The following is a 17,211-nucleotide window of genomic DNA, read 5'->3' as shown; positions in this document are numbered from 1 at the left end:
TTGGACAGTCTATAGCTTCACGTGTCGCCCTCGAACAGGCTCGTCACCGAGCCGTCCGTGAAGATCTCGGTGATGGCGCGGGCGATGAGCGGCGCGATCGACAGGACGGTCAGCTTGTCGAACTGCTTCTCCTGCGGCAGCGGCAGCGTGTTGGTGACGATGACCTCGGAGATGCGCGAGTTCTTCAGCCGGTCGACCGCGGGCTCGGAGAAGACCGCGTGGGTCGCGGCGACGATCACGTTGGTGGCGCCCTGCTCGTAGAGCGCGTCGGCGGCCTTGCAGATCGTGCCGGCGGTGTCGATCATGTCGTCGATCAGCACGCAGGTGCGCCCGCGGACCTTTCCGACGACCTCGCTCACCTTCACCGAGTTGGCCACGTCCAGGTCGCGGCGCTTGTGGATGAAGGCCAGCGGGGTGCCGAGCGTGTCGGCCCAGCGCTCCGACAGCCGCACCCGGCCGGTGTCGGGCGAGACGACGGTGGTGTTGGCCAGGTCGAGCCGGTTCTTCAGGTGGCTCTCCAGCACCGGCATGGCGAACAGGTGGTCGACCGGGCCGTCGAAGAAGCCTTGTATCTGGGAGGTGTGCAGGTCGATCGACATGAGCCGGTCGGCGCCCGCGGTCTTGAACAGGTCGGCCATCAGCCGGGCGGTGATGGGCTCGCGGCCGCGGCCCTTCTTGTCCTGCCTGGCGTAGCCGAAGAACGGCATGACCACGGTGATGCGCTTGGCGGAGGCCCGCTTGAGCGCGTCGACCATGATGAGCTGCTCCATGATCCACTGGTTGATCGGCTCGGTGTGAGCCTGGATCACGAAGGCGTCGCAGCCCCGTACGGATTCGAGGTAGCGGGCGTAGATCTCACCGTTGGCGAAATCCCTCAATTTGGTGGGGGTGAGGGAGACGCCGACGTGTTCGGCGATCTCCTCGGCCAGCGCCGGGTGCGCCCGCCCGGAGAAGAGCATGAGGTTCTTCTCGCCCGGCTTTTTGATGCTGGTCATGAGCCATTCTCCCGCTGTTGCTGCTCGGCCAGGGCCCGCTCGGCGGCCGCGGCCGATCTCGTGCCCGCGCGCTTGCGCAAGACCCACTTGTCGATGTTGCGCTGTCGCGCTCTCGCCACCCCGATCGCGCCGGGCGGCACATCGCCGTCGATGACGGAACCGGCCGCCGTGTAGGCGCCGTCCCCGATCGTCACCGGGGCGATGAGCATGGTGTCGCATCCCACGAAGGCGCCGTCGCCGACCGTGGTGCGGTTCTTCGAGACGCCGTCGTAGTTGACGAAGACGACGGCCGCGCCGATGTTGGCGCCGTCGCCGATGTCGGCGTCGCCGGCGTAGGTCAGGTGAGGCACCTTGGAGCCCTCGCCGACCTTGGAGTTCTTCATCTCGACGAAGGTGCCGGCCTTGGATCCGCGGCCCAGGACCGTGCCGGGGCGCAGGTAGCAGTAGGGGCCGACGCTGGCCTGCGGGCCGATGTCGGCGTGGTCGGCGACCGCGTTGCGCACGACGGCGCCGGCGCCGACGCGGGTGTCGGTGAGCGTGGTGGCGGGCCCGACCTCGGCGCCGCTCTCGACGACGGTGCGGCCGTGGAGCTGGGTGCCGGGGTGGATGACGGCGTCGGGCTCGATCGTGACCTCCACGTCGAGCCAGGTGGTGTCGGGGTCGACGATCGTGACGCCGGCGCGCATGTGGCGCTCCAGCAGCCGCCGGTTGAGCACCTTGCGGGCGAAGGCGAGCTGGACGCGGTCGTTGACGCCCTCGACCTCGGTGTAGTCGGCGGCGGTGCAGGCGCCGACGCGGTGGCCGTCGTGGCGCAGGATCGACAGCACGTCGGTGAGGTACTCCTCGCCCTGGGCGTTGTCGGTGGAGACCCGCTTGACGGCGTCGGCCAGCAGCTCGCCGTCGAAGGCGTAGATGCCGGAGTTCATCTCCCTGATCGCGCGCTGCTCCGGGTTCGCGTCCTTCTCCTCGACGATCTCGAGGACGGCGCCGCTCTCGTCGCGCACGATCCGGCCGTAGCCGGTCGGGTCGGGGACCTCGGCGGTGAGCACGGTGACCGCGTTGCCGTCGGACTCGTGCCGCTCCAGCAGCGCGGCCAGGGTCTCGGTACGCAGCAGCGGGACGTCCCCGTACGTGACCAGGACCGTGCCGGAGATCGTGCCGACCTCCTCCAGGACGGTGCGGACGGCGTGGCCGGTGCCGCGCTGCTCGTGCTGGACGACGGCGACGGCGTCGGGGCTGGTCTCCGCCAGGTGGGCGCCGACGCGTTCGCGGTCGTGGCCGATGACCACGACCAGCCGCTCGGGGCCGAGCTCGCGGGCGGCGCCGAGCATGTGGTCGACCAGCGCGCGGCCGCACAGCTCGTGCAGGACTTTCGGGGTCTTGCTCTTCATCCGGGTGCCCTCGCCCGCGGCGAGGACGATGACAGCTGCCGGGCGCGGCACACTCACGGACCGAGGCTCCCTGTGAATTGGTTGATCAGAAGGCGCGGCTACCGCACCGCCACCCTCCCGACACCGCGAGAATACCTGCCCGCCGTGCGCGGCCCCCATCGGGGGAGAGGCGGTGTAGCTCCCGGAAGAGGACTCGAACCCCTACAAAGTGGACCAAAACCACTTGTCCTGCCAATTAGACGATCCGGGACCGGCGCAGGGGCGCCGACACCTCCCTACGATACCGACCCCGCGACCGGGTGCGCCCCCGGATTACCGCCCCCTACTCCTCACCCTCTTAGGGGTTACTTACTTACGATGCCGTAGGTTACGGTGGCGTAGCCGAGGGCATTAGTCCCAGAAAACTCCTGAGAGGTAGCCCATGACCGTTCTCGCCGAGCGCACGACACCAGGACCGAAGCCGGAATTCGAGCCAGAACCACGCACCAGAGCCGAGCTCGTCACCTTCGGACTCGTCGTCGGACTCCCCCTGGTCGCGATCGCGGCCGCGGTCCCCTTCGCCTGGGGATGGGGTCTCGGCTGGACCGACATCATCATCGCCGCCGTCTTCTACGTGGTCTCCGGGCTCGGCGTCACCGTCGGCCTGCACCGCTACTTCACCCACGGCTCCTTCAAGGCCAAGCGGCCGCTCAAGATCATTCTCGGCGTCGCCGGCAGCCTCTCCCTGGAGATGTCGGTGCTCGACTGGGTGGCCACCCACCGCAAGCACCACAAGTACTCCGACAAGGAGGGCGACCCGCACTCCCCGTGGCGCTTCGGCCCCGGCTTCAAGTCGATGGCCAAGGGCCTGCTCTACGCCCATATGGGCTGGCTGTTCGACGCCCAGCGCACCAACCGCGAGAAGTACGCCCCCGACCTGTGCCGCGACCCCGACGTGATGAAGCTGCACCGCTGGTTCGGCGCGCTGGCCCTCGCCTCCATCGCGCTGCCCGCCGTCATCGGCGGCCTGGTCACCTGGTCCTGGCAGGGCGCGCTGACCGCGTTCTTCTGGGGCTCGCTCGTACGCATCGGCCTGCTCCACCACGTCACCTGGTCGATCAACTCGATCTGCCACGTCTTCGGCGAGGAGGAGTTCCAGGTCCGCGACAAGTCGCGGAACGTCTGGTGGCTGGCCATCCCGTCCTTCGGCGAGTCCTGGCACAACCTCCACCACTCCGACCCGACCTGCGCCCGGCACGGCGTGCTCAAGGGGCAGATCGACATCAGCGCCGCCATCATCCGGCTCTTCGAGAAGCTGGGCTGGGTCTATGACGTCCGCTGGCCGTCGCCCGAGAGGCTGGCGGCGAAGCGGATTGCCTGATAGTGAGGCGGCGGTGGCCGGGAGCCTGCCCGCCACCGCCATTATGGGAACCGTGACCGAATCCCGATCGCGCAGGCGTATGACCGGTAGAGAGCGCAGAGAGCAACTGATCCTGATCAGCCGCACGCTGTTCGCCGAGAAGGGGTTCGACGGGACCTCTATCGAGGAGATCGCCGCCACGGCTCAGGTGTCCAAGCCGGTGGTCTACGAACACTTCGGCGGCAAGGAAGGCGTCTACGCCGTGGTCGTGGACCGGGAGATGCAGAAGCTCCTGGGCATGATCACCGAGGCGCTCGCCGCCAGCCACGCCCTGGTCAAGCTGGAACGCGCAGCCCTGGCCCTGCTCCGCTACATCGAGGAGAGCAGCGAGGGCTTCCGCATCCTGGTACGCGACTCGCACGCGGCCTCCGGCACCGGCACGTTCGCGAGCCTCATCAGCGAGATAGCCAGCCAGGTCGAGGACGTGCTGGCCGACGAGTTCGCCGAGCGCGGCTACGACCCGAAGCTGGCGCCGATGTACGCGCAGATGCTGGTCGGCATGGTGGCGCTGACCGGCCAGTGGTGGCTGGACGCCCGCAAGCCGGCCCGCGAGGAGGTGGCCGCCCACCTGGTCAACCTCGCCTGGAACGGCCTGACGGGGCTGAACCCGCAGCCGGCGCTCTCGCTCACCACCCGCCAGCAGGTGGCAACGGCCAAGTCGCGCATCAGAGAGAAGGAGCTGCGCGAGCTGGAGAAGGAGCGCGAGAAAGCCCTGAAGGAGGCCGAAAAGGCCCGCCAGCGCGAGCTGAAGGAGGCCGAGAAGGCCAGGCTCCGCGAGCTCAAGGAGCGCGAGCGCCAGCTCAAGGAGGCCGAGAAGGAGCGCGAGAAAGCCCTGAAAGAGGCCGAGAAGGCCCGCGAGCGCGAGGAGCGGCTGCGCCAGCGGGAGGCCCGGCTGGTCGAGCGCGCCGCCCGGCTGAGCCAGGTCGACCCGTCTGACTAGCTCGCCTGGAGCAGTTCGATCCGGTTGCCGACCGGGTCCTTGACGTACACCCGCGGGAACCCCGGCAGCAGGTCGTCGGGGACCGCGCCCGGCAGCCGGGCCACGAGCGCGTCCAGGTCGTCCACCAGGAAGGCGGCGTGCGCCTTGCGCGGCGGGGTGAAGCCCTCCTCGACGCCGAGATGGATCTCCACCCCGGGGCCGCGGAACCAGACGCCGCCCCGCTTGGCCAGCTCCGGCGGCTTGGGCACCTCCCGCAGGCCGAGCACGCCCGCGTAGAACGCCCGCAGCTCGGGCTCGCTCTCCGGCGGCGCGGCGAGCTGGACGTGATGCAGACCGATGATCATTTCTGCACCACCACGAAGATCCGCCGGAACGGGAACGGCGTCCCGTACGGCCGGGCCGGGTAGGCCCGCGCCAGCCGTTCGGCCAGCTCGCCGGTGAACCGCTCGCGCTCGCGCTCGTCCAGCCTGCTCAGCAACGGCCGGAGCGCGGTGCCGGAGACCCAGCCGAGCACCGGGTCCTCCCCCTGGAGCACGTGCACGTACGTGGTCTCCCAGGCGTCCACCCGGCAGCCGAGCCCGCCCAGCAGCTCCAGGTAGCCGATCGGATCATCCACCGGCCTGCCCCGGTCGTAGTCGCCGAACCGGTCCGCCCAGGCGGGCGACGCGCACAGCTCGCGGATCACGGTGTGGCTCGGGGCGTCGTAGTTGCCGGGCACCTGGAAGGCGAGCCAGCCCCCGGGGCTCAGCGCCTCCACCCACCGCTCGACGACGGCGCGGTGATCGGGCACCCACTGCAGGACGGCGTTGGAGACGAGCACGTCAACCGGCCTGTCAGGATGCCACGTGGTCACGTCGGCCACCACGAACGTGACGTCGCCGTCCAGCTGGCGGGCCTTGCCGATCATGTTGGGCGAGGAGTCGAAGCCCAGCACCTCCGCCCCGGGCCAGCGTCTGGCCAGCTCGATCGTGAGCTCGCCGCTGCCGCATCCGGCGTCCACCACGTACGCGGGGCTCTCGGACCGTACTCTGGCCAGGAGCTCGAAGAAGGGCCGCGACCGCTCGCCGCCGTAGCGGGCGTACGTGTCCGGATCCCACATGTCTCTTGACATAGAGATAATTGATATCGAGCTATTTATCTCGATGTCAAGACAGTAGAATCCGACCATGACGCAAGCGCAGGACGAGGTCGACCGGCTCGTCGCGGCGTGGCGGGCCGAACGTCCCGACCTCGACGTCGAGCCGCTCCAGGTGCTCTCGCGAATCTCCCGCCTGGCCAAGCACCTCGACCGGGCCAGGCGTGCCGTCTTCGCCGAGCACGACCTGGAGCCCTGGGAGTTCGACGTGCTCACCGCCCTGCGCCGGGCCGGGCCCCCGTACGAGCTGAGCCCCGGCGCGCTGCTGCGCGCCACCCTGGTCACCTCCGGCACCATGACCAACCGGATAGACCGGCTCGCCCAGGCCGGTCTGGTGCAGCGCCGCCCCGCCCCGGAAGACCGCCGCGGCGTGCTGGTCTCCCTGACCGACGCCGGGCGGGCCCGCGTCGACGCCGCCTTCACCGACCTCCTTGAGCGCGAGCACACCCTCCTCAGCAGCCTGGACCTCGACGAGCGCCACGCCCTGGCCGGGCTGCTCCGCACGATGCTGGCCCCCTTCGACACCTGACCTGCCCTCAGGTTTCCCCATGCATCCGCCCTCCTGATCGCCGCCGCGCTCTGCGCTCCTGCAGGCCACCGTCCACACCCTGGGGATTCCGTTCGGCCGCGTTCCGCGTCACCATCGCACCATGAGCGATCGCGTCGAGGTCGTGGACTACGACCCGGAATGGCCTGAGGAGTTCGCCAAGCTCGGCAAGGCGCTGCGTGCCGAGCTGACCAAGCGCTACTTCCGGGAGAGGCCGGGAGCCCGCCGCGTCCACATCCACGTACGCGAGCTCGGCAGCTTCTCCCAGCAGGTGCCGCTGCTGCTCCGCGACCATCTGCGCGCCCACCCCGCGGAGGCGGCCGAGTTCGGGGAGGCGAAGCGGCGGTGGGCGCACGAGTTCGCCGAGGACCGGCGGGCGTACCTGGCCGCCAAGGAACCCCTCGTCTGGGAGCTCCTGCGGCGGGCCGACGCGTGGGCCCAGGAAATCGGGTGGCGGCCGGGACCGAGCGACGCCTGAACCGCGGGCGGTCAGTGCTCCGGGTCCAGCGACGAGCCGAGATACATCGCCGCCAGCATGGTGAACAGGTACGCCTGCAAGAACTGGATGAAGACCTCGAAAGCGGTCAGCACCGCCGTCACGGCCACCCCGACCACGCCCACGGCGAAGCCCGGCACCGTCAGCCGCTCGAACAGGAACCAGAAACCGGCCGCGCTGAAGAACGCCAGCAGCATGTGCCCGGCGAACATGTTCGCGAACAGCCGCACGGCGTGCGTGAACGGCGCGGTCACGAAGAAGTAGAGCAGCTCCATCGGCGCGTACAGGGCGATCGCCAGCGCCTTCGACATCCCGGGCGGCAGGCTGATCGTCTTGAGATACCGGAAGATCCCGTGCCGGGTGTACGCCACGTACAGCTTGACCACGTACACCACCCCGGCCAGCGCCACCGGGAACATCAGGTGCGCGTTGACCGGGAACTGGATCCCGGGCACGACCGCCAGCAGGTTCCACACCAGGCTCACCACGAAGAGGCTGAACAGCAGCGGCATCCAGTGGTCGGTGTCCTTGCCGAGGAACGGCCGGGCGATCTGGTCGCGTACGAAGACGTAGACGTACTCCCCCGCGTTCTGCAGCCCGCGCGGCACCAGCTTCGGCCGCGCGAAGGCCGCCCACGCCAGCCCGCACACCACCAGCGCGCCGAGGACGGCGAGCACCACCGGCTTGGTCAGCCAGTACGGCGCCCCTTCCCAGAGCACCGGGAGGTCGAACAGCTCCTGTGGAGACGGAGCGCGGAACTCGGGATCGGCCATCGGGCGCTCCTCGGTGAACCGGGTACGTCGTACTCGATCTACCGGCCCAGCCTAACCAGCGGGCGGTCCCGGCGCGCGGGCCCGCCGCCGCTAATCGCCGAGACGGTCGGCGACCTCCAGCCACTCCGTCTCGACGTCCTCCTTCTGCGCCAGGACGTCGCGGAGCCGGGCGTCGAGATCGCCCAGCTTCTCGTAGTCGCCCGCCGCGTCGGCCATCTCGGCGTGCAGCTTGGCCTCCTGGCCCGCCAGCTTGTCGAGCTGCCGTTCCAGCCGGTTGAGCTCCTTGCGCAGCTCCCGCTCCTCCTTGGCCGACAGCCCCGGCGTCTCCTCCGGCGCGGTCTCGGGCGCGGACGGCTCGGGCCGGGCCGCGAGACGGGCGGTCACCGCGGTGCCGGCGGCGCGGCGCTCCAGGTACTCGTCCACCCCGCCCGGCAGCAGCGACAGCTTGCCGTCGCCGAGCAGGGCCACGCACCGGTCGGTCACCCGCTCCAGGAAGTAGCGGTCGTGGGAGACCAGGACCAGCGTGCCGGGCCAGCCGTCGAGCAGGTCTTCGAGCTCGTTCAGCGTCTCGATGTCGAGGTCGTTGGTGGGCTCGTCGAGCAGCAGCACGTTCGGGTCGTCCATGAGGAGCCTGAGCAGCTGCAGGCGGCGCCGTTCGCCGCCGGACAGGTCGCCGACGACCTTCCACTGCGCCTCGCCCTTGAACCCGAGCCGCTCCAGCAGCTGGGAGGCGCTCCACTCCCGCTTGCCGACCTGGACGTACTTGCGGATCTCCTCGACCGTCTCCAGCACCCGCCGGGTGGGGTCGAGCTCGGCCAGCTCCTGCGACAGGTGGGCGAGCCGGACCGTCCGGCCCTTCACGACCCGGCCGGAGTCGGGCGTGACGGTGCCCGCGAGCAGGCGCAGCACCGACGACTTGCCGGAGCCGTTGACGCCGATCAGCCCCACGCGGTCGCCGGGGCCGAACTGCCAGGTGCAGTCGTCGAGCACCTTCGGGCCCGCGCCGGGGCCGCCCGCGTGGAGCGTGACGTCCTCCAGGTCGTAGACGGTCTTGCCGAGCCGGGCGCTGGCGAACTTCAGGAGCTCTACAGTCTCGCGCGGCGGCGGCTCGTTCGCGATCAGCGCCTGCGCCGCCTCCACCCGGAACTTCGGCTTGGACGTACGAGCAGGCGGACCGCGGCGCAGCCAGGCGATCTCCTTGCGCATCAGGTTCTGGCGGCGCTCCTCGGCGGCCTGGGCGATGCGCGCCCGCTCGGCCTTCGCCAGCACGTAGGCCGCGTAGCCGCCCTCGTAGCGCTCGACGCGGCCGTCGACCACCTCCCACGTGCGGGTGGAGACCGCGTCCAGGAACCAGCGGTCGTGCGTGACCACCACCAGGGCGCTCTTCCGGGCCGACAGGTGGGCGGCCAGCCAGGCGATGGCCTCGATGTCGAGGTGGTTGGTGGGCTCGTCGAGCATGATCAGGTCGTGCTCGCCGATGAGCAGCCGCGCCAGCGCGGTGCGCCGGCGCTCGCCGCCGGACAGGTCGCCCGCCTTGGCGTCGAGGTCGATGTCGCCGATCAAATTGCCCAGAATCTCGCGGACGCCCTGGTCACCGGCCCATTCGTGCTCGGCCATGTCGCCGAGTACGAGGTCGCGCACGGTGCTGCCGGGGTCGAGCAGATCCTGCTGGGAGAGAAAGCCGACGCGCAGGCCGCGGGTCCGGGTGACGCGGCCGCTGTCGGGGCTCACGTCGCCCGCGATCACGCGGAGCAGGGTCGTCTTGCCGCCGCCGTTGCGGCCCACCACGCCGATGCGCTCGCCTTCGTCGATGCCGAGGGAGACTTCGGTGAGGAGGGGCTTGGGCCCGTAGGCGTGGGAGACCGACTCGAGGTTGACGAGGTTCATCGCTTCCCCAGGGTATCGGCTCAAAAGAGCAAGCCGCCCGGCCCGCGACGGTCCCGACTCGTACGAATGACGCTCGCAGCGAACCAGAACCAGCGCGGCGCGTACGAACGACCCCTCAGGCGAACCAGAACCGACGCGGCTCAGATGAGTGTGGCGCCTGGGGCGGGGCCTTCGGCGGGCAGGGCGGTGCGGGTGCCGGGGGTCGCGGCGAGCACTCCGGCCAGCTCGGCGGCGTGTGCGGCGTCCCTGGCCAGGAAGGCGCAGGTGGGGCCGGAGCCGGAGACGATCGCGCCGAGAGCCCCCGCGTCGAGGCCCGAGCGGAGGGTGCCGGCCAGGGGCGGGTGCAGGGCGAGCGCCGCCTCCTGCAAGTCGTTGGCGAGGCGGCGGCCCAGCGCGGCGGCGTCACCGTTTCGGAGCGCGGCCAGCAGTTCCTCGTCGGCCTTCGGCTCGGGCACGGGCGCGGTGCCCCTGAGGCGGTCGCACTCCTTGTAGACCTCGGGCGTGCTGAGCCCGGTGTCGGCGATCGCGAACACCCAGTGGAAGGGACCGCCGACGGGCAGCGGGGTGAGCCGTTCGCCGCGCCCGGTGCCGATCGCGGTGCCGCCCAGCAGCGAGAACGGCACGTCGCTGCCCAGCTCGGCGGCGATCTCCATCAGCTCCTCGCGCGGCAGGCCGAGCCCCCACAGCTCGTCGCAGGCGACCAGCGCCCCGGCCGCGTCGGCGCTGCCGCCCGCCATGCCGCCCGCCACCGGGATCGCCTTGTGGATGACGAGCTCGGCCCCGCCGCCGAAACCCGCGCGCTCGGCCAGCGCACGGGCAGCCCGGACCGCCAGGTTGCCGTCGTGCAGCGGCACCTCGGCCGCCCAGCCTCCGGTCACCGAGACCGTGATCGACCGCGCCTGCCTGGCCGTCACCTCGTCGTGGATCGACACGGCGTGGAAGACGTTGACGAGGTCGTGGTACCCGTCCTCCCGCAGCGGGCCGACGGAGAGCTGCACGTTCACCTTCGCGGGCACCCGTACGGTCACCGAGCTCATCTTCTGCACTTCCGTGGTCATGGGGGTCGAGGACACTCGATCGTATCCTCGCCCCCGGGCGTCCTCAGCCGCTCACCGCGACCGCATCCACCTCGAACAGCATGCCCGGCAGGGCAAGCGCGGCCACGCCGATCAGCGTCTGCGTGGGCGGCCGCTCACCCCAGATCTCCCGTACGACATCGACGAGGATGTCGAGCTTGGCGGCGTCGTGGCCGACGATGTACGTCCGGATCTGGACGACGTGACGGTAGGCCGAACCGGCGGCGGCGAGCGCGGTGCCGAGGTTCGCGAACGACTGCCTGACCTGCTCGGCGAAGTCGCCGGACGTAACGTTGCCGTCGGGCCCAGAGGCGTACTGCCCGGCGATGAACACCAGTTCCCCGGAGGCCCGGGCGATGTGGCTGTACCCGAATCCGACAGGGTTGTGCAGGGTGTCAGGGTTGATGATGGTCTGCGCCATGTTCATGCTCCGTTCTCGATGAGCGGCGCCCGCTTGCCACGGACGCCGGTGATGAGCGCGGCGGCCAGGGCCAGCCCGGAGGCCACCCACAGGACGCCGGCGACGGCCACCCCGTCGGCGGTGAGCCCGCCGAGCAGGGCGCCGAAGGCGATGGACAGGTTGAAGGCCGCCACGAACAGCGACGAGGCGGGCTCGGTCAGCTCAGGCGCGGCCCTGAGCATCCAGGTCTGCAGCGTCACCGACACCCCGCCATAGGCCAGCCCCCAGAAGACGAGCAGGAGAGTGCCCGCAACCGGTCCCCCGGTCAGCGCGAACAGCGCCGTGGCGGCGGACAGGACGGCGGCGATCAGCACGAGGGTGCCACGCAGGTGCGCGCGTACGCGGTGGCCGGCGAGGAAGTTGCCCGCGATGCCCGCCAGCCCGTACGCCATCAGCAACGCGCCGATCCAGCCGTCGTCGATCCCAGCGAGGTCGTGCAGCAGGGGACGGGCAAAGGTGTACGCGGCGAAGTGCCCGGTGATCAGCAGGCCGGTGACGGCCACGCCGATCCGCACACCCCGGTTCGCGCGCAGCAGAGCGGGCAGGTCGGCGAGGCCGATCGTGCGCTGCGCGGGCAGGCGCGGCACCAGAAGCAGCAGCGCGGCGAGCGCCACCAGCCCCAGGATCGCGACCCCGGCGAAGCCGCCGCGCCAGCCGGTCAGCTCGCCGATCAACGTCCCGGCCGGGACGCCGAGCACAGACGCGGTGGAGACGCCACCGAAGATCACGGCGGTGGCGGCGGCGACCCGCTCGGGCGGCACCAGACGGACGGCCAGCCCGCCCGCGATGGCCCAGAAGCCGCCGACGCTCACCCCGACGGCGAGCCGCGCCACCAGCACGACAGTGAAGTGCGGGGCGAGTGCGCAGGCCAGGTTCGCCGCCGCCATGAGCCCGATCAGCCCGGCCAGCATGACCTTCCTGTCCACCCCTCCGGCACGCGCCGTGAGCAGCGGGGCGGCCAGCCCGGCGACCAGCCCCGGGGCGGTGACCATCAGCCCGGCCGTGCCCGGTGAGACCTTCAGCGCCTCACCGACCGGGGTGAGCAGGCCCACGGGCAGCAGCTCCGACGTCATCAACGCGAAGATCCCCAGCGTCACCGCGAGAACCGCCGGCCAGTCCGCCACTTTCTCCTTTACCTGGATAGGAAACATCTAGATTTACTCCACAAGAAGTCCGTACGGACGAGCTCAGCCGACGAGGGCGACTCATACCCGCAGGCTGCGCACCCCTGGCGGGAGCTCTTACGGACGAGCGACCCTCAACCCCCTGAGGAACTCACGCCCGCAAGCTGTGCAACCCCTGCCGGGTCTGCCCCGGCACCGCCGGAAACCGCGACTCGACCGTGGCCTTCACATCGGCGAGCGTCTGCGCGGCCAACTCCGCCCGCCAGGCCAACTCCGCCTTCCGCATGACCTGGGAGATCACACAGGTCTCCCGGTAGTCGATCCCCGGCTCCCCGTCGGGGGCGTCCCGGAGGATCTGGGCGCACTGGAAGGCGTCCTCCGCCCCCTCGATCGCCACCACCACGTCCAGCACGGTGATCTTCCGGGGGTCGCGGGCGAGCTGAAACCCACCGCGCGGGCCGGGCACCGACGACACGATTCCCGCCCTCGCCAGCGCCTGCAACTGCTTGTTGAGGTACGCGGGAGGCAGCTTGAAGTAGCCGGCCAGGACCGCGGCGGGCACGGGGCGGCCGTCCTCGACCCACGTCAGGTTCAGACAGGTGTGCAGCGCCCACTCCACACCCTCGCCCATCTTCATAATCCTGGATATTACGTATCCAGAATTAGGCGTGCAACCGGGTGGCCACGACACTGAGCCGTCACCGTGGGGCACCCCTTCCCCGATGACCACGTGACCTCGCACCCGGCCGACACGAGCGCGCCGCAACCGCTACCGGGTGGCGAGCAGATCCGGCGGGTGTTGGAGCTTGGAGAGAACGGAGGGGCAGGCGCGGCTGGAGCTTGGTGGCGTGGCAGGTGGAGGCGGGGGTGGACTGGCCGTGGCACCCGCCGCCGTGGATCCTGGCCTCATGACTGAAGTGACGGTTGTCGAGGTGCCGCAGTGGCGCGGGTCCGGGGCGGCGACGGCGGAGCGGCTGGTGGAAGGGGCCCGGCTGCTCGCCGGCATGGTGCCCGCGGGCAGGCGGGTGCGCGTGGAGGTGGACGACGACCTCGTGGTGACGGCGTCGCGGGTGCGGGAGGCGCTGGCGACCGTGGACGGCTTCGTGGTGACCGTGGGCGGGGACTGCGGGGTCGAGCTGGAGCCGGTGGCGGCGGCCCGGCGGAAGCACGGGGACCGGCTGGTCGTGGTCTGGTTCGACGCGCATGGGGATCTGAACACTCCTGAGTCCTCGCCTTCGGGGGCGTACCACGGGATGGTGCTGCGGGCGCTGGTGGACCGGGGGCCGCGCGGGCTGACCGCCGATCCGGTGGTCGACCCGCGGCGGGTGGTGCTGGCGGGGGTGCGGGACCTCGACCCCGCCGAGGCCGCGTTCATCGCCGAGGCCGGGGTCGGGCACGTGAGGACCGCCGGCCCTGAAGCGCTCATCCGCGCGGTGACCGCCGCCGGCCGGCGGACACCCGACTCCTCCGGAGAATCCGCCTCCGGCTCCCCTGGGACTCGAAGGAGGCAGGAGGCGACCGATCGGGACGGGGGTGACGTGGTGGTGTACGTGCATGTCGACCTCGATGTGCTGGAGCCCGAGGTGTTCGGGAGCGTCGGGACGCCGGCGCCCGGCGGGTTCCTGCCCGAGCAGCTCGTGCGCATGGTGACGGCTCTGTGCGAGCGGTTCGAGGTGGCCGGGCTCGGGATCACCGAGTACGAGCCCGGCCGGCCGGAGGATCGGGAGGTGGTCGCGCCCGTGGTCAAGGCGCTCACCGAGGCGTGCGCGAGTCAACCCGGCCGCACCGCGCCCCGGTAGACCGACCGGAAGTAGGGCGAGCGGAGGAATGGAACGACCTTGACCACATCACCGGTCTTGGGCGCGTGGACCATCAGGCCCGCCCGCAGATAGAGGCCGACATGAGTGGGGTCGCCCGTACCACCGCCGAAGAAGACGAGGTCACCCGCACGGAGCCGGGACCTGGGGACGCGGCGGCCCTGCCGGAACTGGGTGCCTGTGTAGTGGCCGAGCCGGACTCCGGCCTTGCCCCACGCGTACAGGGTCAGGCCGCTGCAGTCGAAGCCGACGGTGGTGGCTCCCCTGCCGACGCCCCTGGTCGGCCCGGACCGGGACCCGCCACCCCAGGAGAACGGTGTGCCGAGCCGGGCCAGAGCAGCGGCCGCCGCGACCTCGCCCTTGCTGCGGCGTCTGGAACTGGTGGCGGTGTCTGGTTTGGCGGCGGTGTCCGGCTGAACCACCCGACCCGCCTCGCCCGGAACACTCACCTCGGCGAAGAGGTGGCACAGGGACTGGTCGAAGAGCCCGCTGTCCGGCTCGGGACAGGACACGGTGCCGTGGGCGGGGACGGGCACGGAGATGAGCCCACCGGCGAGGGCGAGCACCATCAGGCAGGTACGTGACTTCATGGTCGGCCTCCTCGTGATCGGGGAGGCCAGAATCGTTCGAGCGGGCAACCCGCCAACGGGCCGAACGGGGTTCTGGGGAAAACGAAGGTTATCCACAGGCCGGGGGGATGACAGCCCAGACCGTCCGCTCCCCCGCGTCGGTCAGCTCTGTGCCCCAGCATCCGTGAGTGATCGTGTCCACCACCCACAGACCCCTGCCGGACTGCTCGGAGAACTCCGGCGTGCGCGGCATGGGGATGGTGGGAGCGCCGCCCGGATCCGTGACCGCCAGACGCCAGTAGCGCCGTACGCCCTTGAGAGTGAGTTCCAGGCTCATCCGGACCCACGGGACGGCGGGGACGTGGACGATGGCGTTCGTCACCAGCTCGGAGGCGATCAGGGTCAGATCGTCCAGGACAGGATGACCCGGTCCCATCCACTCCTGGAGTTCCTTGCGGGCCAGCGCGGGGAGCCGGTGCGGCGTGGGGAACTCGCTCCGCGTCCAGACCTTGACGCCTGAGTACGGCAGCTCTTTTACGGTCAATCGCATGGTCACCTCGGAATCACGGGCGTACATCTCTCGGTCGAAGCTGTACGCACCCGGCTGCGGGTCCACGTCCTGAGGACGGCTGGAATCCCTCACAGCATGGATTCCATACGGGTGGCGCCGCTGCCCTAATCGGCCGTACTGTTCCTTACAGTGAGTAGGCCACTGCAATAAGTGACAATTCCTCGCGAAAGGACGCGATATGGCACAAGACCGAGAGGCGTGGCAGGAGTTCGCCCGATTGCAGCGCCAATACCGGACCGAACAAGGGCTGAGCCAGGAGCGCCTCGCGGACAAGGTGGCCTACAGCGAGAGCGCGGTGGGGCACGTCGAACGTCTCATGCGCAAGCCGACCGAGCACTACACCCGCGAGATAGAGAAGGCCCTGGGGCTGAACGGGCAACTCATGGAGCTCGTACCCCTGATCCACGGGACGATGGGACCGAAATGGTTCCGCGAATGGCCCAGAGTCGAAGCATTGGCCCACACCATCCGAACATGGGAACCCATGCTGATACCGGGCCTACTACCTGAGTTGGCTCAATTTAGTGCGCACCTTCAGAGGTGTGGATCTGCTTGAGGGCATCGCGTAGCTCGGCAGGAAGGGGGTCGGCGGCGGTCAGGATGTGGTTGCCGGCTCGGATACGAATGGTGCGGCAGCGCCGGGCGGTGCGGACGAACTTCCTGATCGACCATCCGGTCCGTGCTTCGATCCACCGGCCGACCGCCAAGGCAGCGAACACGATCGTCAGGTGTGCGTCGATGGACTCGCGTTTGTGGTGGTAGATCGGCCGTGCCTTGAGGTCGTGCTTGCTCATCCGGAAGGACTTCTCGATCTCGAATAGCCGGTGGTAGGAGCCGATCACGAACTCGGCGGTGATCGGCGTCCCGTCCGGGCAGGCGGCAAGATTGGTGATGTAGCCCTTGAACCCGGCCAGGGCCTTAGCCTTGTCCACCAGTTCGGTGTTGACGCTCTTGGCGGCGCCGGACAGCTTGATGAAGCGGTTGCGCTTGACCGGCGCCTGCCCGTCGACGGCGCGCTGGGCCTTGGCGACCTGCTCGTCGATGCCGCGCAGTGTGCGCCGGGCCCGCTCAGCCCGGTACTGGTAGTAGATCATCTGGTCGCGGCGGGGCCGGCTCGATCCCGAGGGCCAGGGCTGGACGAAGATGTGCCCGTCGGGGATCGGGGTGCCGGGATGCTCGCGCCGCCACTGCTTGACCACATACGGCACCTCGGGGATCTTCATGCCGAGGATGAACGACAGTCCCGCATCTTCGATGGCCCGCTTGTTCGCCTCGGAGATCATCCCCGCGTCGGCCACGATCGTGACGTCCTTCAGGTCGTGGGCCGCCATGAACTCGCTGATCACCGGGAGCATGGTGTGGGTCTCAGCCTTGTTGCCCTCGAACCCTGCCACCATGAGCGGGAACCCGGAGACGTCGGTGAGCAGCCCGATCGTGATCTGCGGATCCAGGCGGCGTTCCTTGGAAAAGCCCGGCTCGCGGAACCCGTCGCCGGCGTCGGTCTCGAAGTACAGGGTCGACACGTCGTACAGGACCAGGCTGGCCGGCCCGAGGCGGGCGTGGGCCGCGCATGCGGCGGCCAGGGCATGGCGCCACTGCGGTGTGGCGTAGTCGGGCAGGCGGCGTTTCACGGTGGCATACGACACCGCATCGATCCCGGCCTCGGCGAGCACGCGCAGGCTGTCGTGCTTGCTGGTCGCTTCGATCACCCGCGCCAGCACCAGCTGCCGGAACACATCATCGCCTCCGGCCGCGGCGGCCAGCCCCAGTGCCTCGTAGGCGCGCGACAGCGCCTGCCACAGGTGCTCCATCCGGGAGCTGACGACCTCCAGCGGCCCGCCCTGTGCCGGCTCGTCTTCCAGCCCCAGGTCCAGTTCTTGCTGGCCGGCGGCCAGTCGCTGACGCGCCACCGCTTTGAGCGTTTCCAGTTCGGCGTCGTCGTGAGCTGAGCCGATGTGCTCGATTTCCCGGGATCTGCGGCGGGAGGAGTAGACGATCTGCACCGCCCGGGCACCTGAGGCTGTCTTCACC

At 70.1% G+C, this 17,211-nt stretch carries 19 protein-coding genes and 1 tRNA gene; 6 read left to right on the top strand and 14 right to left on the bottom strand.

Annotated features, from left to right (window positions below; all coding sequences use genetic code 11):
* Positions 1-17: 17 nt before the first annotated feature.
* The 3 genes from AB0J42_RS17990 to AB0J42_RS17980 all read right to left on the bottom strand — a co-directional run bounded on the left by AB0J42_RS17990 (position 18) and on the right by AB0J42_RS17980 (position 2,636).
* Complete coding sequence (locus AB0J42_RS17990) at positions 18-995, bottom strand: ribose-phosphate diphosphokinase (protein ID WP_364295458.1); 978 nt, start codon at positions 993-995, stop codon at positions 18-20.
* A complete protein-coding gene (gene glmU / locus AB0J42_RS17985) occupies positions 992-2,443 on the bottom strand; it encodes a bifunctional UDP-N-acetylglucosamine diphosphorylase/glucosamine-1-phosphate N-acetyltransferase GlmU (protein ID WP_364295455.1) in 1,452 nt (483 codons plus the stop codon). Before glmU ends, AB0J42_RS17990 begins: the two co-directional genes overlap by 4 nt.
* Before the next feature lie 121 nt (positions 2,444-2,564).
* A tRNA-Gln gene (locus tag AB0J42_RS17980) sits at positions 2,565-2,636 on the bottom strand.
* A 171-nt stretch (positions 2,637-2,807) separates the two neighbouring features.
* On the opposite strand from AB0J42_RS17980, the gene AB0J42_RS17975 reads away from it, so the two are divergent.
* Together AB0J42_RS17975 and AB0J42_RS17970 are read left to right on the top strand one after the other, a co-directional pair.
* Positions 2,808-3,746, top strand: coding sequence for an acyl-CoA desaturase (locus AB0J42_RS17975; protein ID WP_364295452.1), 939 nt, complete (start codon positions 2,808-2,810; stop codon positions 3,744-3,746).
* Positions 3,747-3,789: 43 nt separating this feature from the next.
* Positions 3,790-4,725 (top strand): TetR/AcrR family transcriptional regulator, encoded by a 936-nt coding sequence (locus AB0J42_RS17970; protein ID WP_364295798.1) that lies wholly within the window; start codon positions 3,790-3,792, stop codon positions 4,723-4,725.
* Here AB0J42_RS17970 and AB0J42_RS17965 read toward each other — a convergent pair.
* Both AB0J42_RS17965 and AB0J42_RS17960 read right to left on the bottom strand, forming a co-directional pair.
* Positions 4,722-5,069 (bottom strand): glyoxalase, encoded by a 348-nt coding sequence (locus AB0J42_RS17965; protein WP_364295450.1) that lies wholly within the window; start codon positions 5,067-5,069, stop codon positions 4,722-4,724. The genes AB0J42_RS17970 and AB0J42_RS17965 overlap by 4 nt on opposite strands.
* Positions 5,066-5,824 carry a trans-aconitate 2-methyltransferase gene (locus AB0J42_RS17960; RefSeq protein WP_364295447.1) on the bottom strand — a complete coding sequence of 253 codons (759 nt, stop codon included), beginning with the start codon at positions 5,822-5,824 and terminating at the stop codon, positions 5,066-5,068. The genes AB0J42_RS17965 and AB0J42_RS17960 overlap by 4 nt, the downstream gene beginning before the upstream one ends.
* Before the next feature lie 67 nt (positions 5,825-5,891).
* On the opposite strand from AB0J42_RS17960, the gene AB0J42_RS17955 reads away from it, so the two are divergent.
* On the top strand, positions 5,892-6,389 hold the full coding sequence (locus tag AB0J42_RS17955; protein WP_364295444.1) for a MarR family transcriptional regulator: 498 nt from the start codon (positions 5,892-5,894) through the stop codon (positions 6,387-6,389).
* A gap of 121 nt (positions 6,390-6,510) precedes the next feature.
* On the top strand, positions 6,511-6,885 hold the full coding sequence (locus tag AB0J42_RS17950) for a GrpB family protein (RefSeq protein WP_364295441.1): 375 nt from the start codon (positions 6,511-6,513) through the stop codon (positions 6,883-6,885).
* A gap of 11 nt (positions 6,886-6,896) precedes the next feature.
* Here the strand turns inward: AB0J42_RS17950 and atpB are convergent, their stop codons facing one another.
* From atpB to AB0J42_RS17920, 6 genes are all read right to left on the bottom strand, one after another.
* Positions 6,897-7,676, bottom strand: coding sequence for a F0F1 ATP synthase subunit A (gene atpB, locus AB0J42_RS17945; RefSeq protein ID WP_364295438.1), 780 nt, complete (start codon positions 7,674-7,676; stop codon positions 6,897-6,899).
* A gap of 90 nt (positions 7,677-7,766) precedes the next feature.
* Positions 7,767-9,563 (bottom strand): ABC-F family ATP-binding cassette domain-containing protein, encoded by a 1,797-nt coding sequence (locus AB0J42_RS17940; protein ID WP_364295435.1) that lies wholly within the window; start codon positions 9,561-9,563, stop codon positions 7,767-7,769.
* A 140-nt stretch (positions 9,564-9,703) separates the two neighbouring features.
* Positions 9,704-10,621, bottom strand: a complete 918-nt coding sequence (locus AB0J42_RS17935) for a 4-(cytidine 5'-diphospho)-2-C-methyl-D-erythritol kinase (protein WP_364295432.1) — start codon at positions 10,619-10,621, stop codon at positions 9,704-9,706.
* Between the two features lie 43 nt (positions 10,622-10,664).
* Positions 10,665-11,060 (bottom strand): Rid family hydrolase, encoded by a 396-nt coding sequence (locus AB0J42_RS17930; protein WP_364295429.1) that lies wholly within the window; start codon positions 11,058-11,060, stop codon positions 10,665-10,667.
* A gap of 2 nt (positions 11,061-11,062) precedes the next feature.
* Positions 11,063-12,223 carry an MFS transporter gene (locus AB0J42_RS17925; protein WP_364295426.1) on the bottom strand — a complete coding sequence of 387 codons (1,161 nt, stop codon included), beginning with the start codon at positions 12,221-12,223 and terminating at the stop codon, positions 11,063-11,065.
* Between the two features lie 151 nt (positions 12,224-12,374).
* The gene (locus AB0J42_RS17920; protein WP_364295423.1) at positions 12,375-12,854 is read right to left on the bottom strand and encodes an Rrf2 family transcriptional regulator; all 480 of its coding nucleotides are present in this window, start codon (positions 12,852-12,854) and stop codon (positions 12,375-12,377) included.
* A gap of 277 nt (positions 12,855-13,131) precedes the next feature.
* On the opposite strand from AB0J42_RS17920, the gene AB0J42_RS17915 reads away from it, so the two are divergent.
* Positions 13,132-14,022 (top strand): arginase family protein, encoded by an 891-nt coding sequence (locus tag AB0J42_RS17915; RefSeq protein ID WP_364295420.1) that lies wholly within the window; start codon positions 13,132-13,134, stop codon positions 14,020-14,022.
* Here the strand turns inward: AB0J42_RS17915 and AB0J42_RS17910 are convergent.
* Entirely contained in the window at positions 13,995-14,630 is a 636-nt protein-coding gene (locus tag AB0J42_RS17910) for an NlpC/P60 family protein (protein WP_364295417.1), read from the bottom strand. The genes AB0J42_RS17915 and AB0J42_RS17910 overlap by 28 nt on opposite strands.
* 88 nt (positions 14,631-14,718) lie before the next feature.
* Complete coding sequence (locus AB0J42_RS17905; protein ID WP_364295414.1) at positions 14,719-15,159, bottom strand: ATP-binding protein; 441 nt, start codon at positions 15,157-15,159, stop codon at positions 14,719-14,721.
* Between the two features lie 199 nt (positions 15,160-15,358).
* Here AB0J42_RS17905 and AB0J42_RS17900 point away from each other — a divergent pair, with 199 nt between their 5' ends.
* Positions 15,359-15,736, top strand: coding sequence for a helix-turn-helix domain-containing protein (locus tag AB0J42_RS17900; RefSeq protein WP_364295411.1), 378 nt, complete (start codon positions 15,359-15,361; stop codon positions 15,734-15,736).
* Here AB0J42_RS17900 and AB0J42_RS17895 read toward each other — a convergent pair.
* Positions 15,702-17,183 (bottom strand): IS1634 family transposase, encoded by a 1,482-nt coding sequence (locus tag AB0J42_RS17895; RefSeq protein WP_364295795.1) that lies wholly within the window; start codon positions 17,181-17,183, stop codon positions 15,702-15,704. The genes AB0J42_RS17900 and AB0J42_RS17895 overlap by 35 nt on opposite strands.
* Positions 17,184-17,211: the final 28 nt, after the last annotated feature.

Origin of the sequence: Nonomuraea sp. NPDC049649 (assembly GCF_040675175.1) — a bacterium.
Taxonomy (GTDB): Bacteria; Actinomycetota; Actinomycetes; order Streptosporangiales; family Streptosporangiaceae; genus Nonomuraea.
The sequence above is the reverse complement of the archived record's forward strand: the minus strand, read 5'-3'. Positions and strand labels throughout refer to the sequence as shown.

Excerpts from the sequence above, each read along its gene's own strand:
- AB0J42_RS17990 (WP_364295458.1), bottom strand. The coding sequence starts at position 995 with ATGACCAGCATCAAAAAGCCGGGCGAGAAGAACCTCATGCTCTTCTCC.
- AB0J42_RS17975 (WP_364295452.1), top strand. The coding sequence starts at position 2,808 with ATGACCGTTCTCGCCGAGCGCACGACACCAGGACCGAAGCCGGAATTC.
- AB0J42_RS17970 (WP_364295798.1), top strand. The coding sequence starts at position 3,790 with ATGGGAACCGTGACCGAATCCCGATCGCGCAGGCGTATGACCGGTAGA.
- AB0J42_RS17965 (WP_364295450.1), bottom strand. The coding sequence starts at position 5,069 with ATGATCATCGGTCTGCATCACGTCCAGCTCGCCGCGCCGCCGGAGAGC.
- AB0J42_RS17960 (WP_364295447.1), bottom strand. The coding sequence starts at position 5,824 with ATGTGGGATCCGGACACGTACGCCCGCTACGGCGGCGAGCGGTCGCGG.
- AB0J42_RS17955 (WP_364295444.1), top strand. The coding sequence starts at position 5,892 with ATGACGCAAGCGCAGGACGAGGTCGACCGGCTCGTCGCGGCGTGGCGG.
- AB0J42_RS17950 (WP_364295441.1), top strand. The coding sequence starts at position 6,511 with ATGAGCGATCGCGTCGAGGTCGTGGACTACGACCCGGAATGGCCTGAG.
- atpB (WP_364295438.1), bottom strand. The coding sequence starts at position 7,676 with ATGGCCGATCCCGAGTTCCGCGCTCCGTCTCCACAGGAGCTGTTCGAC.
- AB0J42_RS17940 (WP_364295435.1), bottom strand. The coding sequence starts at position 9,563 with ATGAACCTCGTCAACCTCGAGTCGGTCTCCCACGCCTACGGGCCCAAG.
- AB0J42_RS17935 (WP_364295432.1), bottom strand. The coding sequence starts at position 10,621 with ATGACCACGGAAGTGCAGAAGATGAGCTCGGTGACCGTACGGGTGCCC.
- AB0J42_RS17930 (WP_364295429.1), bottom strand. The coding sequence starts at position 11,060 with ATGGCGCAGACCATCATCAACCCTGACACCCTGCACAACCCTGTCGGA.
- AB0J42_RS17920 (WP_364295423.1), bottom strand. The coding sequence starts at position 12,854 with ATGGGCGAGGGTGTGGAGTGGGCGCTGCACACCTGTCTGAACCTGACG.
- AB0J42_RS17915 (WP_364295420.1), top strand. The coding sequence starts at position 13,132 with ATGACTGAAGTGACGGTTGTCGAGGTGCCGCAGTGGCGCGGGTCCGGG.
- AB0J42_RS17910 (WP_364295417.1), bottom strand. The coding sequence starts at position 14,630 with ATGAAGTCACGTACCTGCCTGATGGTGCTCGCCCTCGCCGGTGGGCTC.
- AB0J42_RS17905 (WP_364295414.1), bottom strand. The coding sequence starts at position 15,159 with ATGCGATTGACCGTAAAAGAGCTGCCGTACTCAGGCGTCAAGGTCTGG.
- AB0J42_RS17900 (WP_364295411.1), top strand. The coding sequence starts at position 15,359 with ATGGCACAAGACCGAGAGGCGTGGCAGGAGTTCGCCCGATTGCAGCGC.